This is a genomic window from Arthrobacter sp. NPDC056886, from assembly GCF_042788715.1.
Lineage (GTDB): Bacteria > Actinomycetota > Actinomycetes > Actinomycetales > Micrococcaceae > Arthrobacter.
The window spans coordinates 494,537-515,421 of the sequence record NZ_JBHUBT010000003.1; the positions used below are offsets into that span (position 1 = coordinate 494,537).

At 67.9% G+C, this 20,885-nt stretch carries 19 protein-coding genes; 16 read left to right on the top strand and 3 right to left on the bottom strand.

Annotated features, from left to right (window positions below; translation table 11 throughout):
* The first annotated feature begins 24 nt into the window (after positions 1 to 24).
* The 5 genes from atpD (at position 25) to ACFRJ8_RS08020 (ending at position 6,291) form a co-directional block, all read left to right on the top strand.
* Positions 25 to 1,479: a F0F1 ATP synthase subunit beta gene (gene atpD / locus ACFRJ8_RS08000; RefSeq protein WP_377985567.1), complete on the top strand. Its 1,455-nt coding sequence runs from the start codon at positions 25 to 27 to the stop codon at positions 1,477 to 1,479.
* A 1-nt stretch (position 1,480) separates the two neighbouring features.
* A complete protein-coding gene (locus tag ACFRJ8_RS08005) occupies positions 1,481 to 1,765 on the top strand; it encodes a F0F1 ATP synthase subunit epsilon (protein WP_090581408.1) in 285 nt (94 codons plus the stop codon).
* 10 nt (positions 1,766 to 1,775) lie between these two features.
* Positions 1,776 to 2,207 carry a DUF2550 domain-containing protein gene (locus ACFRJ8_RS08010; RefSeq protein ID WP_377985568.1) on the top strand — a complete coding sequence of 144 codons (432 nt, stop codon included), beginning with the start codon at positions 1,776 to 1,778 and terminating at the stop codon, positions 2,205 to 2,207.
* 5 nt (positions 2,208 to 2,212) lie between these two features.
* Entirely contained in the window at positions 2,213 to 3,607 is a 1,395-nt protein-coding gene (locus ACFRJ8_RS08015; RefSeq protein WP_377985569.1) for an alpha/beta hydrolase, read from the top strand.
* An 83-nt stretch (positions 3,608 to 3,690) separates the two neighbouring features.
* Entirely contained in the window at positions 3,691 to 6,291 is a 2,601-nt protein-coding gene (locus tag ACFRJ8_RS08020) for a bifunctional lysylphosphatidylglycerol flippase/synthetase MprF (protein ID WP_377985597.1), read from the top strand.
* Between the two features lie 276 nt (positions 6,292 to 6,567).
* On the opposite strand, the gene ACFRJ8_RS08025 is transcribed toward ACFRJ8_RS08020, so the two are convergent.
* Both ACFRJ8_RS08025 and nucS read right to left on the bottom strand, forming a co-directional pair.
* Positions 6,568 to 6,771 (bottom strand): cold-shock protein, encoded by a 204-nt coding sequence (locus tag ACFRJ8_RS08025; RefSeq protein WP_011692441.1) that lies wholly within the window; start codon positions 6,769 to 6,771, stop codon positions 6,568 to 6,570.
* Between the two features lie 289 nt (positions 6,772 to 7,060).
* On the bottom strand, positions 7,061 to 7,756 hold the full coding sequence (nucS, locus tag ACFRJ8_RS08030) for an endonuclease NucS (RefSeq protein ID WP_377985570.1): 696 nt from the start codon (positions 7,754 to 7,756) through the stop codon (positions 7,061 to 7,063).
* 142 nt (positions 7,757 to 7,898) lie between these two features.
* On the opposite strand from nucS, the gene ACFRJ8_RS08035 reads away from it, so the two are divergent.
* Together ACFRJ8_RS08035 and ACFRJ8_RS08040 are read left to right on the top strand one after the other, a co-directional pair.
* Positions 7,899 to 8,270: an ATP/GTP-binding protein gene (locus ACFRJ8_RS08035; RefSeq protein WP_229995286.1), complete on the top strand. Its 372-nt coding sequence runs from the start codon at positions 7,899 to 7,901 to the stop codon at positions 8,268 to 8,270.
* 10 nt (positions 8,271 to 8,280) lie between these two features.
* Positions 8,281 to 9,108: an alpha/beta hydrolase gene (locus ACFRJ8_RS08040; protein WP_377985571.1), complete on the top strand. Its 828-nt coding sequence runs from the start codon at positions 8,281 to 8,283 to the stop codon at positions 9,106 to 9,108.
* 95 nt (positions 9,109 to 9,203) lie between these two features.
* Here the strand turns inward: ACFRJ8_RS08040 and ACFRJ8_RS08045 are convergent, their stop codons facing one another.
* The gene (locus ACFRJ8_RS08045) at positions 9,204 to 10,388 is read right to left on the bottom strand and encodes an AI-2E family transporter (RefSeq protein ID WP_377985598.1); all 1,185 of its coding nucleotides are present in this window, start codon (positions 10,386 to 10,388) and stop codon (positions 9,204 to 9,206) included.
* A 313-nt stretch (positions 10,389 to 10,701) separates the two neighbouring features.
* Here ACFRJ8_RS08045 and ACFRJ8_RS08050 point away from each other — a divergent pair, with 313 nt between their 5' ends.
* From ACFRJ8_RS08050 to ACFRJ8_RS08090, 9 genes are all read left to right on the top strand, one after another.
* Complete coding sequence (locus ACFRJ8_RS08050) at positions 10,702 to 12,666, top strand: hypothetical protein (RefSeq protein ID WP_377985572.1); 1,965 nt, start codon at positions 10,702 to 10,704, stop codon at positions 12,664 to 12,666.
* Between the two features lie 56 nt (positions 12,667 to 12,722).
* Positions 12,723 to 13,739 carry a co-chaperone YbbN gene (locus ACFRJ8_RS08055; RefSeq protein WP_377985573.1) on the top strand — a complete coding sequence of 339 codons (1,017 nt, stop codon included), beginning with the start codon at positions 12,723 to 12,725 and terminating at the stop codon, positions 13,737 to 13,739.
* The gene (locus ACFRJ8_RS08060) at positions 13,739 to 14,839 is read left to right on the top strand and encodes an NADH:flavin oxidoreductase/NADH oxidase (protein ID WP_377985574.1); all 1,101 of its coding nucleotides are present in this window, start codon (positions 13,739 to 13,741) and stop codon (positions 14,837 to 14,839) included. Before ACFRJ8_RS08055 ends, ACFRJ8_RS08060 begins: the two co-directional genes overlap by 1 nt.
* Positions 14,840 to 14,929: 90 nt before the next feature.
* A complete protein-coding gene (locus ACFRJ8_RS08065) occupies positions 14,930 to 15,742 on the top strand; it encodes an ABC transporter ATP-binding protein (RefSeq protein WP_377985575.1) in 813 nt (270 codons plus the stop codon).
* Positions 15,724 to 17,295, top strand: coding sequence for a transporter (locus ACFRJ8_RS08070; protein WP_377985576.1), 1,572 nt, complete (start codon positions 15,724 to 15,726; stop codon positions 17,293 to 17,295). The genes ACFRJ8_RS08065 and ACFRJ8_RS08070 overlap by 19 nt, the downstream gene beginning before the upstream one ends.
* Positions 17,296 to 17,355: 60 nt before the next feature.
* Positions 17,356 to 18,138: a glucosamine-6-phosphate deaminase gene (gene nagB / locus ACFRJ8_RS08075; protein WP_377985577.1), complete on the top strand. Its 783-nt coding sequence runs from the start codon at positions 17,356 to 17,358 to the stop codon at positions 18,136 to 18,138.
* 61 nt (positions 18,139 to 18,199) lie between these two features.
* Positions 18,200 to 18,517, top strand: a complete 318-nt coding sequence (locus ACFRJ8_RS08080; protein ID WP_377985578.1) for a DUF3039 domain-containing protein — start codon at positions 18,200 to 18,202, stop codon at positions 18,515 to 18,517.
* 246 nt (positions 18,518 to 18,763) lie between these two features.
* Positions 18,764 to 20,551: a DEAD/DEAH box helicase gene (locus tag ACFRJ8_RS08085; protein WP_377985579.1), complete on the top strand. Its 1,788-nt coding sequence runs from the start codon at positions 18,764 to 18,766 to the stop codon at positions 20,549 to 20,551.
* A gap of 102 nt (positions 20,552 to 20,653) precedes the next feature.
* On the top strand, positions 20,654 to 20,885 hold a 232-nt coding region (locus tag ACFRJ8_RS08090), incomplete at its 3' end, for a helix-turn-helix domain-containing protein (protein ID WP_377985580.1).

Consider the following 20,885-nt stretch of genomic DNA (forward strand, 5'->3'; position numbering starts at 1 on the left):
CATCTACTGAGTGAAGTGAGAGAGATGACTGCCACTGCTACCGAACACGTAGCCGCAACGTCCGGTGCTACCGGTCGTATTGCACGTGTTATTGGCCCGGTTGTCGACGTCGAATTCCCGGCTGACGCAATTCCCCCGATTTATAACGCACTCACCACCGAGATCACTCTCAACGGTGAGACCCGAACCGTCACGTTCGAGGTTGCCCTGCACCTGGGCGACAACCTCATCCGTGCTATCTCCCTCCAGGCCACCGACGGACTTGTCCGCGGTACCAACGTTGTAGATACCGGCGGCCCCATCACCGTGCCCGTGGGCGACGGCGTCAAGGGTCACATCTTCAACGTGCTGGGCAAGCCGCTGGATGTCCACGAGTCCGAGATCCAGGCTTCCGATTACTGGCCGATCCACCGCAAGGCTCCTGCCTTCGCGACCCTGGAAGGCTCCACCGAGATGCTGGAGACCGGCATCAAGGTGATCGACCTCCTCACCCCGTACATCAAGGGTGGCAAGATCGGTCTGTTCGGTGGTGCCGGCGTCGGCAAGACCGTGCTGATCCAGGAAATGATCACCCGTGTTGCCCGCAACTTCGGTGGCACCTCGGTGTTCGCCGGTGTCGGCGAGCGTACCCGTGAAGGCAACGACCTCTGGGTCGAAATGGAAGAGGCCGGCGTCCTCAAGGACACCGCCCTTGTATTCGGCCAGATGGATGAGCCGCCGGGAACGCGTCTGCGCGTGGCGCTGTCCGCCCTGACCATGGCGGAGTACTTCCGCGATGTGCAGAACCAGGACGTGCTGCTCTTCATCGACAACATCTTCCGCTTCACGCAGGCAGGCTCCGAGGTTTCCACCCTCCTCGGCCGCATGCCGTCGGCCGTGGGCTACCAGCCCAACCTGGCAGACGAGATGGGTCTCCTCCAGGAGCGCATCACGTCCACCAAGGGCCACTCCATCACCTCGATGCAGGCCATCTACGTTCCCGCAGATGACTACACCGACCCGGCTCCGGCCACGACCTTCGCACACCTCGACGCGACCACGGAACTTTCCCGTGAAATCGCCTCCCGTGGTCTGTACCCGGCCGTTGACCCGCTGACGTCGACTTCCCGCATCCTGGATCCGCAGTACATCGGACAGGCCCACTACAACACGGCCGTCCGCGTCAAGCAGATCCTGCAGAAGAACAAGGAACTTCAGGACATCATCGCCATCCTCGGCGTTGACGAACTCTCTGAAGAAGACAAGATCGTCGTGTCGCGTGCACGCCGCATCCAGCAGTTCCTCTCGCAGAACACCTACACCGCCAAGCAGTTCACCGGCGTCGAGGGCTCCACCGTGACCATCAAGGACACTGTTGAAGGCTTCACCGCGATCTGCGACGGCGACCTTGACCACGTTGCAGAGCAGGCGTTCTTCAACGTCGGCGGCCTGGACGACGTCGAGCGCCAGTGGGCCAAGATCCAGGAACAGACCAAGTAATATGGCTGAGCTTGAGGTTGAGATTGTCGCAGCGGATCACTTCGTGTGGTCCGGAGCGGCCAAGATGGTCAAGGCCCGCACCAGCGATGGTGAAATCGGAATCCTGCCCGGCCACTCGCCCCTGCTGGCGATTCTGGCCGAAGGTGAGCTGGCAATCGAGCCGGTGTCCGGTGACCGCATCTCGGTAGCCGTCGACGGGGGATTCTTCTCCGTTGACAACAACAGAGTGGTCATTGTTGCTGACAACGCCCAAATGGGCGAAGCGGCTACTGCGGGGATCCGCTAGCACGACCTTGATGAACGATATTGGTTTGCCGTTCATCGTCCTGGCAACTGCGTTTGCGTTGCTGGTATTTGCACTGTGCCTCATGGGGGTGCGCCGCTTCAATCTGCGGCGCGCCCTCGGCACGGTGGACGCCTCCATCTGCACGGCTGGAAAAAGCTGGCAGATGGGGGTTTGTCGTTATCAGGACAACGACCTTGAGTGGTTCCGCCTGGTCTCACTCAGCGTCCGTCCCAAGCACACCTTCCGGCGCAGCTCGCTGGAGCTGCTTGGCCGGCGCAAGCCGACCGAATCCGAGCTGCTCAAGGTCCAGCCCGACGCTGTGATCGTGGAGCTCCGCTACGAGGGGCAGCCGGTCCTTCTCGCGATGCGCTTCGATGCCTACACGGGGTTGTCGTCCTGGCTTGAGGCCGGACCGGTCATCGGCGTCGGCACCTGGCGCTAGCCCCGGTGGAATACCTTGACAGCCTCCGCCTGGTCGACGGCCCGGTGGTGTGGCTCGCGTGGGCCGCCGGTGCAGCGGGCCTGGCCTACCTCCTCTGGCACGCCGGACTTCGGAACACGGGATTGCGGCACAGCGCTTTTCGGCACACCGCTTTTCGGCACTTCGGACAGCGTCGCCTGGCCAGCGCTGCCGTCGTTGTGGCTACCGTCACCCTGCTCGCCGCCGCTCTCGTCGCGGCCGTGCACTGGTTCCTGATCTACGTGATCACGGTCTTCCCCGCCGAACTGCCGGGCGAGAACCTCGCCTGGTCCCTTGCCGCCGTCGCCGCCCTGCTCCTGTGGCTGATGCGCCTGTTCGGGCTCTGGGGCCGTGGCCGCAGCCGTCCCAATCGGTGGCGCTCGAGCGCCGCAGCCACGGCCGCCTTCCTGGCCGTCCTCGCGCTTTCCGCCGTCCAGATCAACATCTACTTCGGCCTGAACCACACCGTCGGGGACCTCACCGGAACGGCGGTGGCCCGGATCCAGCCGCTCGAGGCCGGCCTGACGCGCACGGCCGGCGACCCTGCCGCCACCGGGCTCGCCCACTGGCGGGCACCCGCCGAGCTTCCCCACGGCGTCATCCGCAAAGCGGTTATCCCCGGCACGGTCTCCGGCTTCCAGAGCCGGGACGCCTACGTCTACCTCCCGCCGGCCTACCAGAGTTCCCCGCGGCCCGCGCTACCGGTGCTGGTCCTCTTTTCCGGCCAGCCCGGCAGCCCCGCCGACTGGCTGACCGGCGGCGCGCTCCGGAGCCGGCTGGACGGGTTCGCCGCGCGGCACGCCGGGGTGGCGCCCGTGGTGGTGGTGGTCGATCCCAACGGCTCGCCGTCGGGAAACACGCTGTGCCTGGACAGCCGGATTGCCCAGGTGGACACTTTCCTGGCGCGGGACGTGCCGGACTGGATCAACCGTACGCTCGACGTCGACCCTAGCCCGGGGCAGTGGGCGGCGGGCGGCTTTTCGTTCGGCGGCACGTGCGCCATGCAGATGGTGACGAGGCATCCCGACGTCTACAGCGCAGCGCTGGCCTTCTCCAGCGAGAATGAGCCGGCCATCGCGAAGGAGCGCGCCAAGACCATCGAAGCATCCTTTGGCGCCGACGTCGCGGCCTTCGACCGGCTGACCCCGCTCCGCGTCATGGCGGAAAACCGCTTTGACGGCCAAGGCGTGTACTTCGCCGCCGGGGATCATGACCCGGAATTCATCAGCCACATGGACGTGCTCTCCGAGGCGGCACGCCGCGCCGGGTTCACGGTCGAAACACACCGGATCGCCAACGCGGGGCACTCCTGGGACACGGCGTCCAACGGCCTGCCCGGCGGCCTGGACTTCCTGGCCCGGCGCTGGGGAATCTCCCTATGAGCCGGGCCAACACCGACGCCATCCGGACCGCGGCCGGGCCCGGGTACGGCGGCCCGCCGCGGCTGGGCGTCTGGCGGCAGGGCATGCGCCGGACGCTGGCGCACTTCCGTGCCATACCCTTCACGCTGGCGGTCCTCGCGACCTTCCTGATCGTCGGGGCCGTCACGGGCAGCTTTCTCTCCGGGCCGCCCAAGGCCCTGCTGCCCATCGCCTCCGTCAATGCGCCGGGGCTGAGGGCGGGTCACTGGTGGTCCCTGTTCACCTCACAGTTCTTCGCCACGAATTTGCTGGCCTACCTCGCCGCATCACTGATGATCCTCGCGCTCCTTGGCCTGGCTGAACGGCATCTGGGGACGCTGCGGACGGCCGTGTTCTTCTTTGCGGGCCAGTTCGCGGCTGTGACCGTGTTCCTGCTGATCACCCAGCTGGCCCGGTATATCGGCGACGGCTGGCTCGGCCTCATGGTCAACGCCCGGCTGATCGGCCCCTATGCCGCCGTCCTCGCCGTGGCCCTGGCCGCCAGCGGACTGCTGCCCACGCTGTGGCAGCGGCGGCTGCGGACCGCCGTCGTGGCCGCGTCCCTGCTGTTGGTGCTCTACGTCGGGCATCCGGAGACGGTCGTGGGGCTGGCCGGTGCCCTCGTCGGCCTGGCCGCGGGCTGGTGGATCCAGGACGACAGGGGGACGCTGCACCGCCACCGTTCGACGGGACGCGAAACGCGCAACCTGCTGGCGCTCACGGTAACGATTTTCGCGGTGGGACCGATCCTCACGGCCGCTGTCAGCAGCCCCACCGGGCCTCTGGCCTTGTTGCGCGACGTCGTGCTGAACCCGCTGCCCACCTTGGGCCAGCTGGAGGAAAACTGCGGCGGAACGGTTGACGTCAGCTGCCTGGAGGCCGGCCGGGCCGGATTCGCCGGTCCGCTGGGCCTGGCGCTGGCCGTCGTCCCCGTGGTCCTGCTGCTGATCTGCGCGGACGGTATGCGCCAGGGCCGCCGCCTGGCCCTGCGGATCGCCATCATCGTCCAGCTCGGCGTGACAGCCCTGGCCACCGTCTACCTCGCCCTGTTCGCTCGCATTCCGCACTACCCCAACCGGCCGCACACGGCCGTCATGGGCTCCGGCTTCGTCCACGTCCTTCCGCTCGTGGCCGTTCCGCTGCTGCTCGCTGTGCTGCTCTGGATTAACCGCCGGCAATTCCGGGTGGAAACGGCACCGCGCGCCCGGCGGATCCTGGGCATTGTGGTCGGCGGCACGTGGCTGGGGCTCGCCGGCGCCTACACGGTGGCCTGGCTGGCGGCCGGCGGGATTGACCGCGACGGGGGAGTGCTGGGCCTGGCAGCGGAACTCGCCCGGCAGTACCTGCCGCTGCCCATTCCCGGCGCCTACAGCCGGCTCTTCCAGAACCGGTTCGCCGTCGAGTCCTTTCTGTTCGCCTACGCCGGCATCATTTTTTGGGGAGTGGCCCTGGCGGCGGTCTGGCTGGTGCTGCGGCGCCGGTTGCATGGCACCGGGCTGAACAGCACCGACGTCGGCTCCGGTGACCGGGACACGGCCCGTGACCTGATCCGCCAGGGCGGAGACTCACTGTCCTGGATGGCCCTCTGGGAACCGAACAAATACTGGTTCACGCCGAACCGACGCGGCGGGGTGGCTTATCAGCAGCACGGCAACGTGGCGTTGACGCTGGCGGGGCCTTTCGGACCTGCTGCACTCCACGAGGAAACCGCGGGGGGTTTCATGCGCTACTGCGCCGAGCATGCACTGATCCCGTGTTTCTACTCCTGCACCGCCGGCCTCTGGCCGATGCTCCAGGCCCGCGGGTTCCGCCGGGTGGCCGTGGCCCAGGAAACCAGGCTCGCAGTGCGCGAACTCGAGTTCAAGGGCAAGGAGTGGCAGAACGTCCGCACGGCCCTGAACCGTGCCGCGAAAACCGGCGTCCGTGCGGTGTGGGGGCGCTACAGCGAATTCCCGGCCCCGCTGCGCGCCCAGCTGAGCGAAGTCTCCGAGGAATGGGCGGCGCAAAAGCACGTGCCGGAGATGGGTTTCACGCTCGGCAGCATCGACGAGCTCGACGACGACGAGGTGCTGTGCTGCCTGGCGGTGGACGCCGACGGACGCGTGCAGGGTGTTACGAGTTGGCTGCCGGTGTACGAGGACGGACACTTGGTGAGCTGGACGCTGGACTTCATGCGCCGGCGCGGAGACGCCTTCCCCGGCGTCATGGAGTTCCTCATTGCCTCCGCCGTGCTGGAGCTTAAGCGCACGGTCGAGGTGATCTCCCTTTCCGGCTCACCGCTGGCGAAGGACCGTGCGGGCGACGACGCTGCCGGACGCAGGGACAGCGGGGACGCTCAAGCCGGGGATACTGCCCGCGAGACTTCCGGAGACGCTGCCGGAGGAACCTCCGGAGACCCTGCCGCAGACGCTGCCGGGGACCGCGATGCCGGGCCGGAGGGTCTGGCTGGGATCCTGGACGTGGTGGGCAGGGCCCTGGAACCTGTCTACGGGTTCCGCTCGCTGGCCACGTTCAAATCGCGCTTTAAGCCGGACTACCGCACGCTTTACCTTTACTATCAGGATCCGTTGCAATTGCCCGCGATGGGCCGTGCCCTGAGCCGCGCATATCTTCCCGGGTTGTCCGTCCGGCAGAGCGCGCGCCTGTTGCGCACCCTGGTGCGTTAGCCGGCTGCTTCCGGCGGGTTAGTGTCCGGCGAGGTATTGTGCGTGGTATCGCACGGCGGGTTATTGCCCGGCACCCCTGGCGCGGCTCTGGGCTCTGCCGCAAACGCATTCGTGGCTGGGCAATTCGGCAAAACAATGCTCGTGACCAATGAGGCGCGCCCAAAAGGGGAGTGCCCGAAACGCTACGCCAACAATGCACAAAAAATGATCCCCGGCATAATTGCCGGGGATCATTCCTGGTGCCGGAAATGCCCTAAGGCACTCCCCGACGGGAGACTAGACCAGCGTTACGCCGGTAGCCTGGGGGCCCTTGGCGCCCTGGCCGATCTCGAACTGAACGCGCTGGTTCTCGTCGAGGGTCTTGAAGCCACCGGTCTGGATCTCGGAGTAGTGAACGAAGACATCGCCATCGGAGTCATCCGGGGTGATGAAGCCGAAGCCCTTTTCTGCGTTGAACCACTTGACGGTTCCCTGTGCCATTTGTTTCTCCTCATTGTGGATCTTGAATAAGTCCGGCGCACTTCACACCGGACTAGGTCACTCTGCGAGAAGAACCTTTGGCATCGGTTCCGGATTCCCGGACCGCGGCTGCAGGAGCTTCACGCTCGCAACATGTCTTGCGAGCATGAATAACACCTACACAAAGACTCGTATAAGAATTTCATGACACTTGCGTTAGGTCAACGGGCCAACGGAAGAAATGCATAAATTTTGTGCAAAGAACCGCTTAACGCGAATCACCGCCCCGGAAAGGCTGCCGCAGGAGGCTTTAGAAGAGCCTGGATTCGCTGTCGTCAACGCCGCGCATGGCGTCATAGTCCAGGGTCACGCAGTCAATTCCGCGGTCCTTGGCGAGGACCTTGGCCTGCGGCTTGATCTGCTGGGCCGCGAAGATTCCCCGGACCGGTGCCAGCAGCGGGTCCCGATTCAGCAGTTCCAAGTACCGGGTGAGCTGCTCGACGCCGTCGATGTCGCCGCGCCGCTTGAGCTCAATGGCCACGGTGGCGCCGTCTGCGTCCCGGGCCAGGATGTCCACGGGGCCGATCGCGGTGAAATACTCGCGGCGGATCAGCGAGAACCCGCTGCCGAGCAGTTCGATCTGGGCGGCCAAGAGCCGCTGGAGGTCCGCCTCGACGCCGTCCTTGATCAGGCCCGGGTCCTGGCCCAGTTCGTGGGACGTGTCATGCAGCTGCTCGTGAATATTGATGATGAGCCGGTCATCGGTCTTGGCCGACTGGACGGTCCACTGTTCGACGACGCCGACCTCGACGTCGATCTCCTCCGGGGTGGAGACCCGCAAGGACGCCGGAGGGCTCATCCAGTTCAGGGGTTTGTAGGATCCACCGTCCGAATGGACCAGGACCGAGCCGTCGGCCTTGACCAGCAGGAGCCTGGTGGCCAGCGGGAGGTGGGCCTTGAGGCGGCCGACGTAATCAACGGAGCAGCGGGCTATGACTAAACGCACCCGGTCCACTCTACCGTCTGCGCCGGAGTCCCCGGGCTGGCGCCGGACTAGGCGGGCGGGACGGTCTGTCCGGCGGCTGCTTGGCGGGCTGGCGCCGGCGGTGCCGCAATGCGTGGCAGCCGGGCTGGGGCAGAATGGAGGCATGCCCCGTTCCAACCGCCCCCGCCGCGCAAGTTCTGCCAAGACAGGCTCGGGCAAGAGCGCAGCGCCCGGCAAGGGCAAAGCCCCCGGAGCAAAGCACGGCCCGGCGCCGGAGCTTGACCTGGAGCGAGCCCGCTCAGGTTTCGCCCGCCGGGAAAGCGCGCCGGACGGCGAATGGATGGTCCGCCCGATTACCGCGAGCCGTGCCGAGAAGACCTACATCTGCCCGGGCTGCTCCACCGCCGTGCTGCCGGGGATCGCCCACCTGGTGGTCTGGTCCGAGGACCACCTCTTTGGCGCCGCCGCGGGTCTCGCCGAGCGGCGCCACTGGCATACCAACTGCTGGACTTCGCGGAGCTACCGGTATCGCTAAGCTGGTCAACATGACCTTTGATCCCGCGTCGTACGTCTTCACCCAGCCGTCTGCGCCAACCGCCATCCGCGCGTCCACCGTCCTTCCGGCCCACCGCGAGAACGTCGAACTCCGCACCTCGGACGGACACCGCCTGGTGGGCGAGCTCGCCATCCCCGAATCCGGCGAGATCAAGGCAACACTCATCACGCTGCACCCGCTGCCGACGCACGGCGGCTTCATGGACTCGCACGTGTACCGCAAGGCCTCCTACCGGCTGCCGGCCCTCGCCGGAATCGCCGTGCTGCGCTTCAACACGCGCGGCACGTCATCGCCGCGGGGGACCAGTGGGGGAGCCTTCGAGGAAGGCATCGGCGAGCGTATGGACGTCGAGGCCGCCGTGCAGTTCGCCGTGGACCGGGGACTGCCGAACCGGTGGCTGGTGGGCTGGTCCTTCGGCACCGAACTGGCCCTCATGTACGGCGCGGCTGAGCCCGTCGCCTCCGAGATCGAGGGGGCAATCCTGCTCTCGCCTCCGCTGCACCGGGCCACGGACGTGCACCTGAAGGAATGGGCGCAGGCGGGCAAGCCGCTGAAGGTGCTAGTCCCCGAACATGACGACTACCTGCAGCCGGCGGCTGCGGCCGCGAGGTTCGCGCTGGTCCCGCAGGCACAGGTGTTGGGGGTCGACGGCGCCAAGCACCTGTGGGTGGGGGAGAAGTACGCCGGACGGGTGCTCAACGAGATTGTGGACGAGGTCATCCCCGGCAGTGCCCGATCAGGGAATGCCGGATCAGCGAGTGCCGGAACCGAGCTGCCGCAGGAATGGGACGGGCCGGTCGCCACGGCGCATGCCTGAGCCGGCGCCGCCCCGAAAAGGGCAAACTGCACCGAAGCAGGAAAGCCGCACCGTGGATCCACGGTGCGGCTTTCCTGGTTTGGCGCAAGAAGCAATTAGCGGCTGTCCTGGCGCGCGATGAAGATTTCCTTGACCAGCAGCAGGATCGCTGCCGCCGTGGGGATCGCGATCAGGGCGCCGAGCACGCCGAGCAGGCTGCCGCCGGCGATCACCGAGATGACGGCGACTGCCCCGGGCACCGCCACGGCCCTCTGCATGATCCGCGGTGAGATGAAGTAGGCCTCGAACTGGAGGTAGGCGAAATAGCAGATGGCAAAGACAATCGCCGTCTGCCAGCCGGCAGTCAGTGCCACGATCGTCACCAGGAACCCGGCAATCATGCCGCCCACCAGCGGGATGAACGCCAGCAGGGCCACCACGAACGCCAGCAGCGTGGCGAACGGCACTCCGATGATGGACATCACGATGAAGGCGAAGGTGGCGTTCAGCACTGCGACGGCGGCCTGGCCGATGACGTAGTTGCCCACCGAACCAGTGATTTCCTCGGACAGGGCTTCAACCCGGGCCCGGCGCGAGCGGGGCGCGAGCCGGTAGCCCCACTTCTTCATGGCGGGAAGGGCTGCGAGGAAGTACAGGCTCAGGACCAGCACGATCAGCGCGCCGAAGAGCCCGTTTGCCAGGGTAGTGCCGAAGCCGACAACGCCGCCGAAGATGCCGCCCATGGCCTCCGGGTTGTTGACGAACTTCTCCAGCTCCTGGCTGATGCGGTCCCGGATGCCGAACTGGCTGTCGACGCTCCGGAAAAACTCCGAGTCAATGAACTCCTGGACCCATTTGGGCGCCTGCTGCACGATTTGCGTCACCTGCTGCACGATCGTGGGGATCAGGGTGGCGAAAAATGCGGCGACCGCCACGGCCAGGGTGGATACGGACAAGAGGATGCCGGCGGCGCGGGGGACATTCCGGCGTTCGAGCCAGCGCACCACGGGGTCCAGCCCCAAAGTGATGAAGAGTGCCGTGACGATCCACAAGAGCAACTGCGTCGTATTCGAACCGATCCAGTAGACCAGGAGTGCTATGCCGACGCCGACCGTGCCCATGAAGCCCATGTAAAGGGGGTGCTGGGCGGACATCCGTGGACCGGGACTGCCGAAGGGCGCCTCGGAGCCGGGCTCGACCTCATGCTCCGGCGGCATCTCGAAGCGGATTCGCGGCTGGGCTCCGGGCAGGGGCTGCCGCAGGCGGCGGGCCGCGGATAAGAGGACATTCGCGACGGCGATCCGAGGACGGGAGGTTGTGGGCCGGGGGGCGGCGACAGTTTCTTCGGGGCCGCGTTCCTGGCTGCCGGATTCCTGGGCCTCTTCTTGTCCGGCGGCGGACGAATCCGTATGTTCAGTCACTGCGTTGAATGCCCTTATTTCCGTGCGGCGCCGCTGAGGCGGCGCGGGTGTGATGATCACCGCAAACACTATCAGCAGGCTTGTCAGCGCAAGGGCGAGGACCCGGCCAGGGAGCCTCGGGCGAGGGTGTGCCGGGCCGCCGATCTGACTCGCGGGTAACAAAATGGTTACTATTGAAGCTAACTGTCCGCTGATGATTGGTAGTATTTTGCGTTTCAAGACTGCAGTCGCCCTGGTGCTGCTCGGCCTCCTGACACTGCTGGCCGGAATTGGCCAGAAGACGTTCTGGGCTCCTCCGGAGACCATCACGGCCACGGCTCCGACCGGTACGGCCGCGCCGCTGACCGTCTTCGACGAGAAGCTGAGGACGCTGCACCCCGGGACCGTGAACATCCAAGTCAAGGGCGAGGGTGCCTTCCTGCTGGCCGCCGGGCGGCCGGACGACGTCGACGCGTGGGTGGGCAAAACGGCACACAACACCGTCACCGGCGTCTCGGAGGACGGCAAGGCGTTGCAGCTGGCGCATACCGACGGCGACGCCACCGCGCCCTCACCCGCCGGATCCGACCTTTGGGTCAGCACCGAGAACGCCAGCGGTGAAATGAACTACTCGTGGAACGCGCCGGCCGACGGCGACTGGTCCCTCCTGCTGGCGACGGACGGCACCAAGCCCGCCCCGAGCTCCATCACGATCACGTTCCCGAACGACACGTCCACGCCCTGGGCCATTCCGTTCATGGTGCTCGGCGGCCTGCTGATCATCGCGGGCGCGGCGCTGCTGGTCCTGAAGCCGAAGTCAGGCAACCGGTCCGGCAACCCGACAGACGACGGCGGCAGCGGCGACGGCGGGAGCGACGGCGGCGACGGGGGCGGCAGCGCGTTCGCCCGCCGCGCGCAGGCCAAGGCCGCGGCACGACGCGCGGGACAGGGTTCGACGGCAAGCACGCAGCAGCCTGCCGCACCCGGCACTGCAGCACCTGGCGCAGCACCCGACACAGCAGCACCCGACACAGCACGGCAGCCGGCCACGCCGGAGAAATCAGCGCCGGAGAAGACAGCGCCCGAGCAGAAGAAGGGCGCCGGCACGGCACGCCGGTCCGGCATCGTGGTGGCACTGCTGACGGCCGCCGCCGTCGCCGGAACATCCGTGGCCGCCCAGGCCAGCCAGACGCCTGCGCCGTCGCCCAGCGCGCCGGTGTCCAGTGCCCCAGCTACGTCTGCGCCGGCGTCCAGCAACGCGACCCCGGGCAGCTCCGATGCCGACCAGGCCGGCGATGCGCCGGTGCTGCTGGACGCCCAGTTCCGCCGCGTCCTGGAACAGGTTGCCGGTGCCGTCGATGCAGGAGACGCCGCCAAGGACGCCGCCAAGCTGGCGCCGCGCGTGGCCAAGTCCGAGCTCGAGGTGCGCACGCAGAACTACAAGATCCGCTCGCGGGTCGGCTCCTACGAGGCCCGCATGCCGGTCCGTTCCATGAAGCTGCTGACCACCGTGGTCACCAACAAGCGCAGCTGGCCCCGCTCCGTCATGGCCGTCACGCAGGGCGACGGCAACGTCGTCCCGCAGCTGCTGACCCTGACCCAGGCCTCCCCGCGGGAGAACTACAAGCTGGTCAGCAGCACGCCGCTGCAGCCCGGCGCCACGTTCCCGGCGATCGGGCGGGCCGGCACGGAGACCATGGCGTCCGCGGACAAGACAGGACTGCTGTACAGCGGCGACGAAGCCCTCGCCGGACTTGGTGACCGCCTGACCACGGCCACCTCCGCCTTCAAGGACAAGCTCGTCGAGGGCCAGTCCTCCCCGTACATCGCGGACACGCTCGCCTACCAGGCTGACGTCGTCAAGTCGGGCGTCAACGGCACCTTCGCCTTCACGCACAAGGTGGCCCCCGAGAACACTGTCGTGTTCCGTACCGCCGACGGCGGGGCACTGGTGCTGGGCCGCCTGAACTTCTCCTTCGACGGCACCCCGAAGGCCGACGGAGACAAGCTCACGATTGGCGACGACGCGGCGGCCCTGGCCGGCGGCAAGGAGACCAGCACCGGCATGGTGCTGAAGTTCGCCGAGTCGGTGGCGGTCTATGTTCCGCCGGCCGGTTCCAAGGATCCGATGAAGCTCGTGGCCGCCACCCGGGGCCTGGTCGGGGCTGCTTTCAAGTAGCCCTCACCGGCGGGGACGGTGGCGCCGGGCGGGGCTTCAATGGCTAGAGTGGAGCTATGACTACGCCAGCTTCCCGCCCGGTCCCGCCAGTTGCCGCCAGCCCGCTGAACCTGCGCGGCGCCGTCGATCTCTCCGCCTTGAAACAGCGGCCGGCGCCTACCTCGCCGGCACCGGCTGGGCCCGGTCCTGCGCCCACCGGTCCGGCCGGTGCCGCCGCGGCCCCCGCACCGGCAGCCGGCGCCGCCGGCCGGCCGCTGCGCGTGGACGTGACCGAGGGCAACTTCCAGGAGCTCGTGGAGCTCTCGGCCCAGGTCCCCGTGGTGATCGCCCTCTGGGCCTCGTACTCGCCCGGCTCCGGCCAGCTGGTGGAGGTCCTCGAAGGCATCGTCGAGAGCTATGACGGCCGGCTGGTCCTCGGGGCCGCCGACATCGACGTCTTCCCGGAACTTGCCCAGGCCTTCCAGGTCCAGGCCGTGCCTACCGCCGTCGCCGTCGTCAAGGGCCAGCCCGTTCCGCTCTTCCAGGGCAGCGCGGAAGAACAGCAGGTACGCAGCCTGTTCGACGAACTGCTCAAGGTCGCGGCCGCCAACGGCGTGACCGGACAGATTGGCGCCGGCGGACCCGGCAGCGGGGAACCCGAGGCTCCGCCGCTGCCGCCGCTGCACCAGGCAGCGTTCGACGCGATCGAGGCCGGCGACTACGAGGCCGCCGCCGCCGCCTACCGGCAGGCCCTGAACGAAATGCCCGCCGACGCAGAGGCCAAGGCCGGCCTGGCGCAGGTGGAACTCATGGCGCGCCTGCAGGCCTTCACGGGGCCGGAGGCAGATGACCTTCGCCGGCTCGCCGCCGACCAGCCGGACAACCTCGAGGCCCAGCTCGGCGTTGCGGATCTGGACATCGCCGGCGGCCACATCGAGGACGGCCTCGGCCGCATCGTCACGTTCATTGGCCGGAACTTCGGCCCGGAACGGGAGACCGCCCGGGTCCGGCTGCTGGAACTCTTCGACGTCGTCGGCACCGGTGACCCGCGTGTCGCCAAGGCCCGCCAAGGACTGGCCCGGGTGCTGTTCTAGTGGGATCGGCACTCTTCGCGCCGCTGGACTTGAGGTCCCTGCGGCTGCAGCACCGCGGCTGGGTCTCCCCAATGTGCCAGTACAGCTGCGAGCCCGGGACGGGCGAGGGCGTGCCCACCGACTGGCACCTCATGCACCTGGGCTCCTTTGCCACCGGCGGCGCTGCCCTTATCCTTACCGAGGCCAACTCCGTGAACGCCGCGGGCAGAATCAGCCCCCGCGATGCCGGCCTCTACAACGACCATCAGGCCGCGGCTTGGGAACGCATCACCTCCTTCGTGCACCGGCACGGCACCGCGGAGACCAAGATCGGCACGCAGCTGGCGCACGCCGGCCGGAAGGCGTCCTCCTACTGGCCGTTCTCCGGCAAGAAGGGCAGCGTGCCGGCGTCCGACGGCGGCTGGGACACCGTGGGCCCCGGCACCGGCGCGTTCGACGGCTACGCGCCGCCGTCGGCCATGACTGAAGCGCAGATCGACGGCGTGATTGCCGACTTCGCCGCGGCGGCCGTGCGTGCCGTCGACGTCGGGTTCGACACGATCGAAATCCATGGCGCCCACGGCTACCTCCTGCACCAGTTCCAGAGCCCGCTGGTCAACGACCGCACGGACCGCTGGGGCGGGGACGAGGCGGGCCGGAACAGGCTGACGCTTGCTGTGGTGGACGCCGTCCGCGCGGTCATCCCGGACTCCATGCCCCTGTTGCTGCGGATCTCGGCCTCGGACTGGGCACCGGGCGGGATCGAGGCCGAGGCTTCGGTCCGGATGGCCAGTGCCGCCGCGGAGCGCGGCGTGGACCTGGTGGACGTTTCCAGCGGCGGGGCCGTTGCCCACCAGCAGATTCCCGTGGGCCCCGGCTACCAGACCGGCTTCTCCGCCCGGATCCGGCGTGAAGCCGGGGTTAGGACCGGCACGGTGGGACTCCTGACCTCGGCCGGGCAGGCCGAGCACGCGGTGGCCACCGGGCAGGCCGACGGCGTGTTCATAGCCCGGGCCGCGCTGCGGGACCCGCACTGGTGGCTGCGGGCCGCGTTCGAGCTCGGCCATGACCTTGCGTGGCCGCCCCAGTACGAGCGCGCCGTACCCCGGCATTTGTTCTAGAACGCCCGGCCGCGGGGCCGGTTCCCGCGGGTGAAAACCTACGCCTTGCGGACGATCCTTTTCGCGCCGGCGGAGCGTTAGTCTGGCGTCATGACATTCCAAGCCCCTGGCCAGCAGGGACAGCCAGCCCCGCCCGGCCCGTCCTCGCCGGTCCCTGCCCTGTCCCTGCTCGGCCTCGCCAAGCGCTTCGGCGACAAGATCGCCGTCGACGGCATCAGCCTGGACGTTCCGGCCGGCTCCTTCTACGGGGTGGTCGGCCCCAACGGCGCCGGCAAGACCACCACGCTGTCCATGGCGACGGGCCTGCTGCGCCCCGATTTCGGGACCGCCCTGGTCCACGGAGTCGACGTCTGGCAGCATCCGCTGGAGGCCAAGAAGCTGATGGGAATTCTGCCCGACGGCGTCCGGCTGTTCGACCGCCTGAGCGGTGAGCAGCTGGTGACCTATGCCGGCCTGCTGCGTGGGATGGACCGGGAGATGGTGGCGTCGCGGGTGGCGGAACTGCTCGCAGCCCTGGACCTTAGCAATGACGCGGGCACGCTGGTGGTGGACTACTCCGCCGGCATGACCAAGAAGATCGCGCTGGCCTCGGCGCTGATCCACGCACCACGGCTCCTGGTCCTCGACGAGCCGTTCGAATCGGTGGATCCGATCTCCGCGGCGAACATCCGTGACATCCTGGACCGCTACGTTGCCTCGGGCGGAACGGTCATCGTCTCCAGCCACGTCATGGACCTTGTCCAGCGCATGTGCGACCACGTCGCCGTCGTCGCGGGCGGCCGAGTCCTCGCCGCCGGCACGGTGGAGGAAGTCCGTGCCGGAGCCAGCCTCGAGGACCGCTTCGTGGAGCTCGTGGGCGGCCGGAACCACACGGAAGGGCTGGAATGGTTGCGCACCTTCTGAGGCTCAAACTGACCCTGCTGCGCAACAGCGTCCGGCGCAGCCCCTGGCAGCTGGTGGGCCTCGGGATCGGCGCCCTGTATGCCCTGGGAATCGTGGGGGTTTTGGCCGCCGGGCTGCTCGTGCTGCGCGGCCAGGAGATCGAACTCGCCCAGACCGTGGTGGTCCTGGGCGGCGCAACGGCGCTCCTGGGCTGGGCCATCATCCCCGTCGCGGTCTCCGCCGCGGACATGACCCTGGACCCGGCCCGCTTCACCACCTTCGCCGTGCCCATGCCGCAATTGCTGGCCGGGCTGGCGCTGGGCGGCCTGATCGGCATTCCGGGCATCGCAACCTCGCTGGTTGCACTCGCCACGGTAGGCACGTGGTCCCGCAGCCTGCCGGCCGCGGCCGGCGCCCTGGTGGGTGCCGTGTTGGGCGTGCTGAGCTGCGTCGTGCTCTCCAAGGTCGTGACCACGGCCACGGCCGGACTGGCCAGCTCCCGGCGCTTCAAGGACATCAGTTCCGTCGCTTTCTTGATCCCGCTCGTGCTCACGGGCCCCATCGTGGCGGGCATCGCGAGGGGGATCGCGGGTTCGGGCGATTTCCTGACCGGCCTGGCCCGGACGCTGTCCTGGACGCCGGCCGGAGCGGCCTTCGCGCTTGGCGGCGAGTTCGCCGCCGGCAACTACGCGGCCGCGGCCGTGAAATTCCTCATCGCCGTGGCCACACTGGCGGGTCTGGGCCTGGCATGGAAGTTCCTGCTGCAGCGTGCCCTGGTGACCCCGCCCTACGCCGGGACCTCCAAGCGGCGCACCGGCGGCGCGGGCCTGTTCAGGCTGCTCCCGGCGACGCCGGCCGCCGCCGTCGCCGCGAGGTCCCTCTACTACTGGCTGCGTGACCCCCGCTACGCCGGCGCGCTCGTGGTGGTCCCGCTCCTGCCCGTGCTGATGCTCTTCCAGGGCAGCCAGAGCGGGTTCCATGGCCCGTTCCAGTTTGTGGGGCCGCTGACGGCCTTCCTCCTGGCCTGGTCGATCTCCACGGACGTCTCCTATGACAGCACCGCGTTCGCCCTGCACGTGGCTACCGGTGTGCGCGGGGCCGACGACCGGCTCGGCCGGGCACTCGCGTGCCTGAGCTTCGCACTGCCCGTGGTGCTCATCTTCAGCGTCGGACCGTTCTTCTTCACCGGCGACTGGGACAAGCTGCCCGCGGTCCTCGGCCTCTCCCTCGGAGTCCTCTTCACCGGCCTGGGCCTGGCCTCGGTGATTTCCGCGCGCTATACCGTGAGCGTCCCGCTGCCGGGCGACAGCCCGTTCAAGAAACCGCCGGGCAACGTGGCCCAGACCCTCGCCGTCCAGTTCGGCGGCATGGCCGTGCTCCTGGTCCTCGTGGCGCCTGAAGTGGCGCTCGTGGCCGCGCAGTTCATCACCGGCAGCGCTGTGCCGGGCTGGATCACGCTGGCCCTCGGGCCGGTGCTGGGCCTCGCGCTATTCGCCACCGGCGTCCGCGCCGGCGGTGCATGGCTGGACAGGCGGGGCCCGGAGCTGCTGGCGCAACTGGCCGTCCACCGCTGACGGGTGCATGCTGGGAGTGCGCGGACCCAAACGCCAGGTAAGCGAGGTAAAGGCGGGATCATGGAAGTTGTCATCCTTCCCGGCAGCAAGCAGGTCGCCTCGCTTGCAGCGGATGCGATGGAGGCCCTTCTTCGCCGCAAGCCCGACGCCGTACTGGGCCTGGCGACCGGTTCCTCGCCGCTGCCGATTTACGCCGAGCTGGCCCTGCGGCACCAGCGCGACGGCCTGGACTTCAGCCAGGTCCGCGCCTTTGCCCTGGACGAGTACGTGGGACTGCCCGCCGGCCACCCTGAGTCCTACCGCGAGGTGATCGCGCGCGAATTCACCGCGCGCGTGGACATCAGCCCGGCCAACGTCCACGTGCCCGACGGCGCCGCGGCGGATATCCCGGCGGCCTGCCAGGAGTATGAAGACGCCATCCACGACGCCGGGGGAGTGGACCTGCAGCTCCTCGGCCTCGGAACGGACGGCCACATCGGATTCAACGAACCGGGCTCGTCGCTGGCGTCCCGGACCCGGATCAAGACCCTGATCGAGCAGACACGCCGGGACAACGCCCGGTTTTTCGGCAGCCTCGCCGCCGTGCCGCACCACGTCCTGACCCAGGGCCTGGGCACCATCCTGGATGCCCGCCACGTCATCCTGGTCGCCACCGGTGCACAAAAAGCCCAGGCCGTCCGGGATCTCGCCGAGGGCCCCGTGGCCGCCATCTGCGCGGCCTCCGTGCTGCAGCTGCACCCGCACGCCACCATCCTTCTGGACGAGGCGGCGGCGTCGTCGCTGCGGCTGGCGGACTACTACCGCCACAGCTATGACCACAAACCTGCCTGGCAGGGGCTTTGAGCTCCGGGTCCGGCGTTGCCCAAGTCCGGCGGGGGGACTTCCAACGGCTAAGATGGGTGTCATGACTAGCATGACCGATCCTCTCGAAAACGATCCGATGCGCGAGCTCTCCGGAGCCGGTACGTCTACGGCAACAATCGAGCGCGAGGAATTGCGCCAGGAAGTTGAGCCCGGTGACCGGGAGCGCTTTTCGCACTACGTGCGCAAGGAAAAGATCATGGAATCCGCGCTGACCGGTGACCCTGTCATCGCGCTCTGCGGCAAGGTCTGGACCCCGGGCCGGGATCCGCAGAAGTTCCCTGTCTGCCCTGAATGCAAGGAAGTCTACGAGGGCCTGCGCCCCGGGAACGACGGCGGCAAGGGCTCCGGCGACAAGTAACGCCAAGTAACGGAACTAACCGAACAACCGGGTTCCGTGAGCCGTCCCTGACGGCGATTCTTCATGGCGGCGCGCCTCTCCGCCACAGTTTCCCTGTTTCCCTGTTCTTCTGCTTGCCCTGTTCCCTGCCTGCCGGTCCATGCTGTCCGGGCACTGCCCTACGGTCCATCCGAAATAGATTGGTGTTTTTGTGCTTATTTGGGTTTCTCCGTCGGCTGCAGCCATGCATGGTTGGAGGGCGCCTCAATGACAGAGACACTTTTCGGCGGACCCACGCTTCCCCCCGCCTATCCCGAGCGGGCTGCCTGGGGCACCGCCCCCAAGCTGCGCGCCTGGCAGCAGGAGGCGCTGGACAGCTACTTCAGCATCCACCCCAAGGATTTCCTTGCGGTCGCAACCCCCGGCGCAGGCAAAACCACGTTCGCCCTGCGCGTGGCGTCCATGCTCATCGATTCCGGTGTGGTGAACCGCGTGACCATCGTGGCGCCCACCGACCACCTGAAACGCCAGTGGGCCGACGCCGCCGCCAAGGTGGGCATCGCGATCGATCCGAACTTCAAGAACGCCGACGGCCAGCACGGCCGCGGGTTCATCGGCGTCGCCGTGACCTACGCCCAGGTGGCCAGCAAGCCCATGCTGCACCGGGCCAAGACCGAGGCCGCCCGCACGCTGGTGATCCTGGACGAAATCCACCACGGCGGCGAGGCGCTGTCCTGGGGCGACGGCCTCCGCGAGGCGTTCGACCCCGCGGCCCGCCGGCTGTCCCTGACCGGTACCCCGTTCCGCTCCGACACCTCGCCCATCCCGTTCGTGGAGTATGCCGAGGACCGCGACGGGATCCGGCGCTCCAAGGCCGACTACACCTACGGCTACGGCAAGGCGCTGCGAGACCATGTGGTCCGCCCGGTCATGTTCATGGCGTACTCCGGCCAAATGCGCTGGCGCACCAGCGCCGGGGACGAGATGGCGGCCTCGCTCGGGGAGTCGGCCGTCACGAAGGACATCACCTCGCAGGCCTGGCGCACGGCGCTGAACCCGGCCGGCGAATGGATCCCGGCCGTCCTCGCCGGCGCGGACAAACGCCTCAGCGAAGTCCGGCGCAGCGTCCCGGATGCCGGCGGCCTGGTCATTGCCACCGACCACGAGGACGCCCGCGCGTACGCCGGGCAGCTGAAGAAGATCACCGGCGAATCACCCACCGTCATCCTCTCCGATGACGCCAAGGCCTCCAGCAAGATCGAGGAATTCACCGCCAGCGAGAAGCGCTGGATGGTGGCCGTCCGGATGGTCTCCGAAGGCGTGGACGTTCCGCGGCTGTCCGTCGGCGTCTACGCCACCTCCACCTCCACCCCGCTGTTCTTCGCCCAGGCCGTGGGGCGCTTCGTGCGTGCACGCAAGCGCGGCGAGACGGCGTCGGTCTTCCTGCCTTCGGTGCCGCAGCTGATGGCGCTGGCCAACTCGATGGAGGCCGAGCGCGACCACGCCCTGGACCGTCCGGAGAAGGAAGATAGCGACGGCCTCTTCAATCCCGAAGACTCACTCATGGACGAGGCGAACCGGGAGGAGAAAGCCTCCGACTCCCTGATGAAGGGCAAGTTCGAGGCCCTCGACTCCCAGGCGTCCTTTGACCGCGTGCTCTTCGACGGCGGCGAGTTCGGCACCGGCGGTGAGGTGGGCTCGGAGGACGAGCTCGACTTCCTCGGAATCCCCGGCCTGCTGGACGCCGAACAGGTCGGCACGCTGTTGCGCCAGCGCCAGCACGAGCAGCTGAACCGGAAGAACAAGCGCTCCCCGCAGGCGGACGCCGTCCCCGCGGCCGCCCCGGCCGTGCCTGACCACCGGATGCTGATGGACCTGCGCACGGAGCTGGCCAAGAACGTCGCGGCCTGGTCGGCCCGTACCGGGACCCCGCACGGCGTCATCCACACCAAACTCCGGACCGTCTGCGGCGGTCCGCCCGTCGCGCAGGCCAATGAGGATCAGCTGCAGACCCGTCTGCGGAAGCTCCAGGACTGGTTCATCGGCCGGAAGTAGCCCCGGCAGGGGGAACAGTAGAGGGACCAGGCCGATGGTGAACTGCACCCCGAAAGTTGGATTCGAATTTGAGAATCTGACTTCCGGAGGTGCAGTTCCTTTATGGCCCGATATTCACGACACGGAGATGAGGTCCGCGGTCGACTGGCCGAGTTGGTTGACCGGGGGTACGGGCGCAGATCGATCGCCCGGGAGCTGGGGCTGCCGAGCACGACTGTTGAGAAGCTGGTGGGGCAGTATCGTCGTCAGGGAATTGAAGGGCTGGTTTCGATGGCGACGAAAAAGTTCTATGCACCTGAGCTGAAGCTGGAGGCCGTGCTCGCCTACCTTGGCG

Bases quoted from the DNA above. Each gene is read 5' to 3' on its own strand.
- ACFRJ8_RS08080 (WP_377985578.1), top strand. From the start codon at position 18,200: ATGACTAGCATGACCGATCCTCTCGAAAACGATCCGATGCGCGAGCTC.
- ACFRJ8_RS08010 (WP_377985568.1), top strand. From the start codon at position 1,776: ATGAACGATATTGGTTTGCCGTTCATCGTCCTGGCAACTGCGTTTGCG.
- ACFRJ8_RS08085 (WP_377985579.1), top strand. From the start codon at position 18,764: ATGACAGAGACACTTTTCGGCGGACCCACGCTTCCCCCCGCCTATCCC.
- ACFRJ8_RS08020 (WP_377985597.1), top strand. From the start codon at position 3,691: ATGCGCCGGACGCTGGCGCACTTCCGTGCCATACCCTTCACGCTGGCG.
- ACFRJ8_RS08050 (WP_377985572.1), top strand. From the start codon at position 10,702: ATGATTGGTAGTATTTTGCGTTTCAAGACTGCAGTCGCCCTGGTGCTG.
- ACFRJ8_RS08040 (WP_377985571.1), top strand. From the start codon at position 8,281: ATGACCTTTGATCCCGCGTCGTACGTCTTCACCCAGCCGTCTGCGCCA.
- nagB (WP_377985577.1), top strand. From the start codon at position 17,356: ATGGAAGTTGTCATCCTTCCCGGCAGCAAGCAGGTCGCCTCGCTTGCA.
- ACFRJ8_RS08025 (WP_011692441.1), bottom strand. From the start codon at position 6,771: ATGGCACAGGGAACCGTCAAGTGGTTCAACGCAGAAAAGGGCTTCGGC.
- ACFRJ8_RS08005 (WP_090581408.1), top strand. From the start codon at position 1,481: ATGGCTGAGCTTGAGGTTGAGATTGTCGCAGCGGATCACTTCGTGTGG.
- atpD (WP_377985567.1), top strand. From the start codon at position 25: ATGACTGCCACTGCTACCGAACACGTAGCCGCAACGTCCGGTGCTACC.
- ACFRJ8_RS08055 (WP_377985573.1), top strand. From the start codon at position 12,723: ATGACTACGCCAGCTTCCCGCCCGGTCCCGCCAGTTGCCGCCAGCCCG.
- ACFRJ8_RS08070 (WP_377985576.1), top strand. From the start codon at position 15,724: ATGGTTGCGCACCTTCTGAGGCTCAAACTGACCCTGCTGCGCAACAGC.
- ACFRJ8_RS08065 (WP_377985575.1), top strand. From the start codon at position 14,930: ATGACATTCCAAGCCCCTGGCCAGCAGGGACAGCCAGCCCCGCCCGGC.
- ACFRJ8_RS08035 (WP_229995286.1), top strand. From the start codon at position 7,899: ATGCCCCGTTCCAACCGCCCCCGCCGCGCAAGTTCTGCCAAGACAGGC.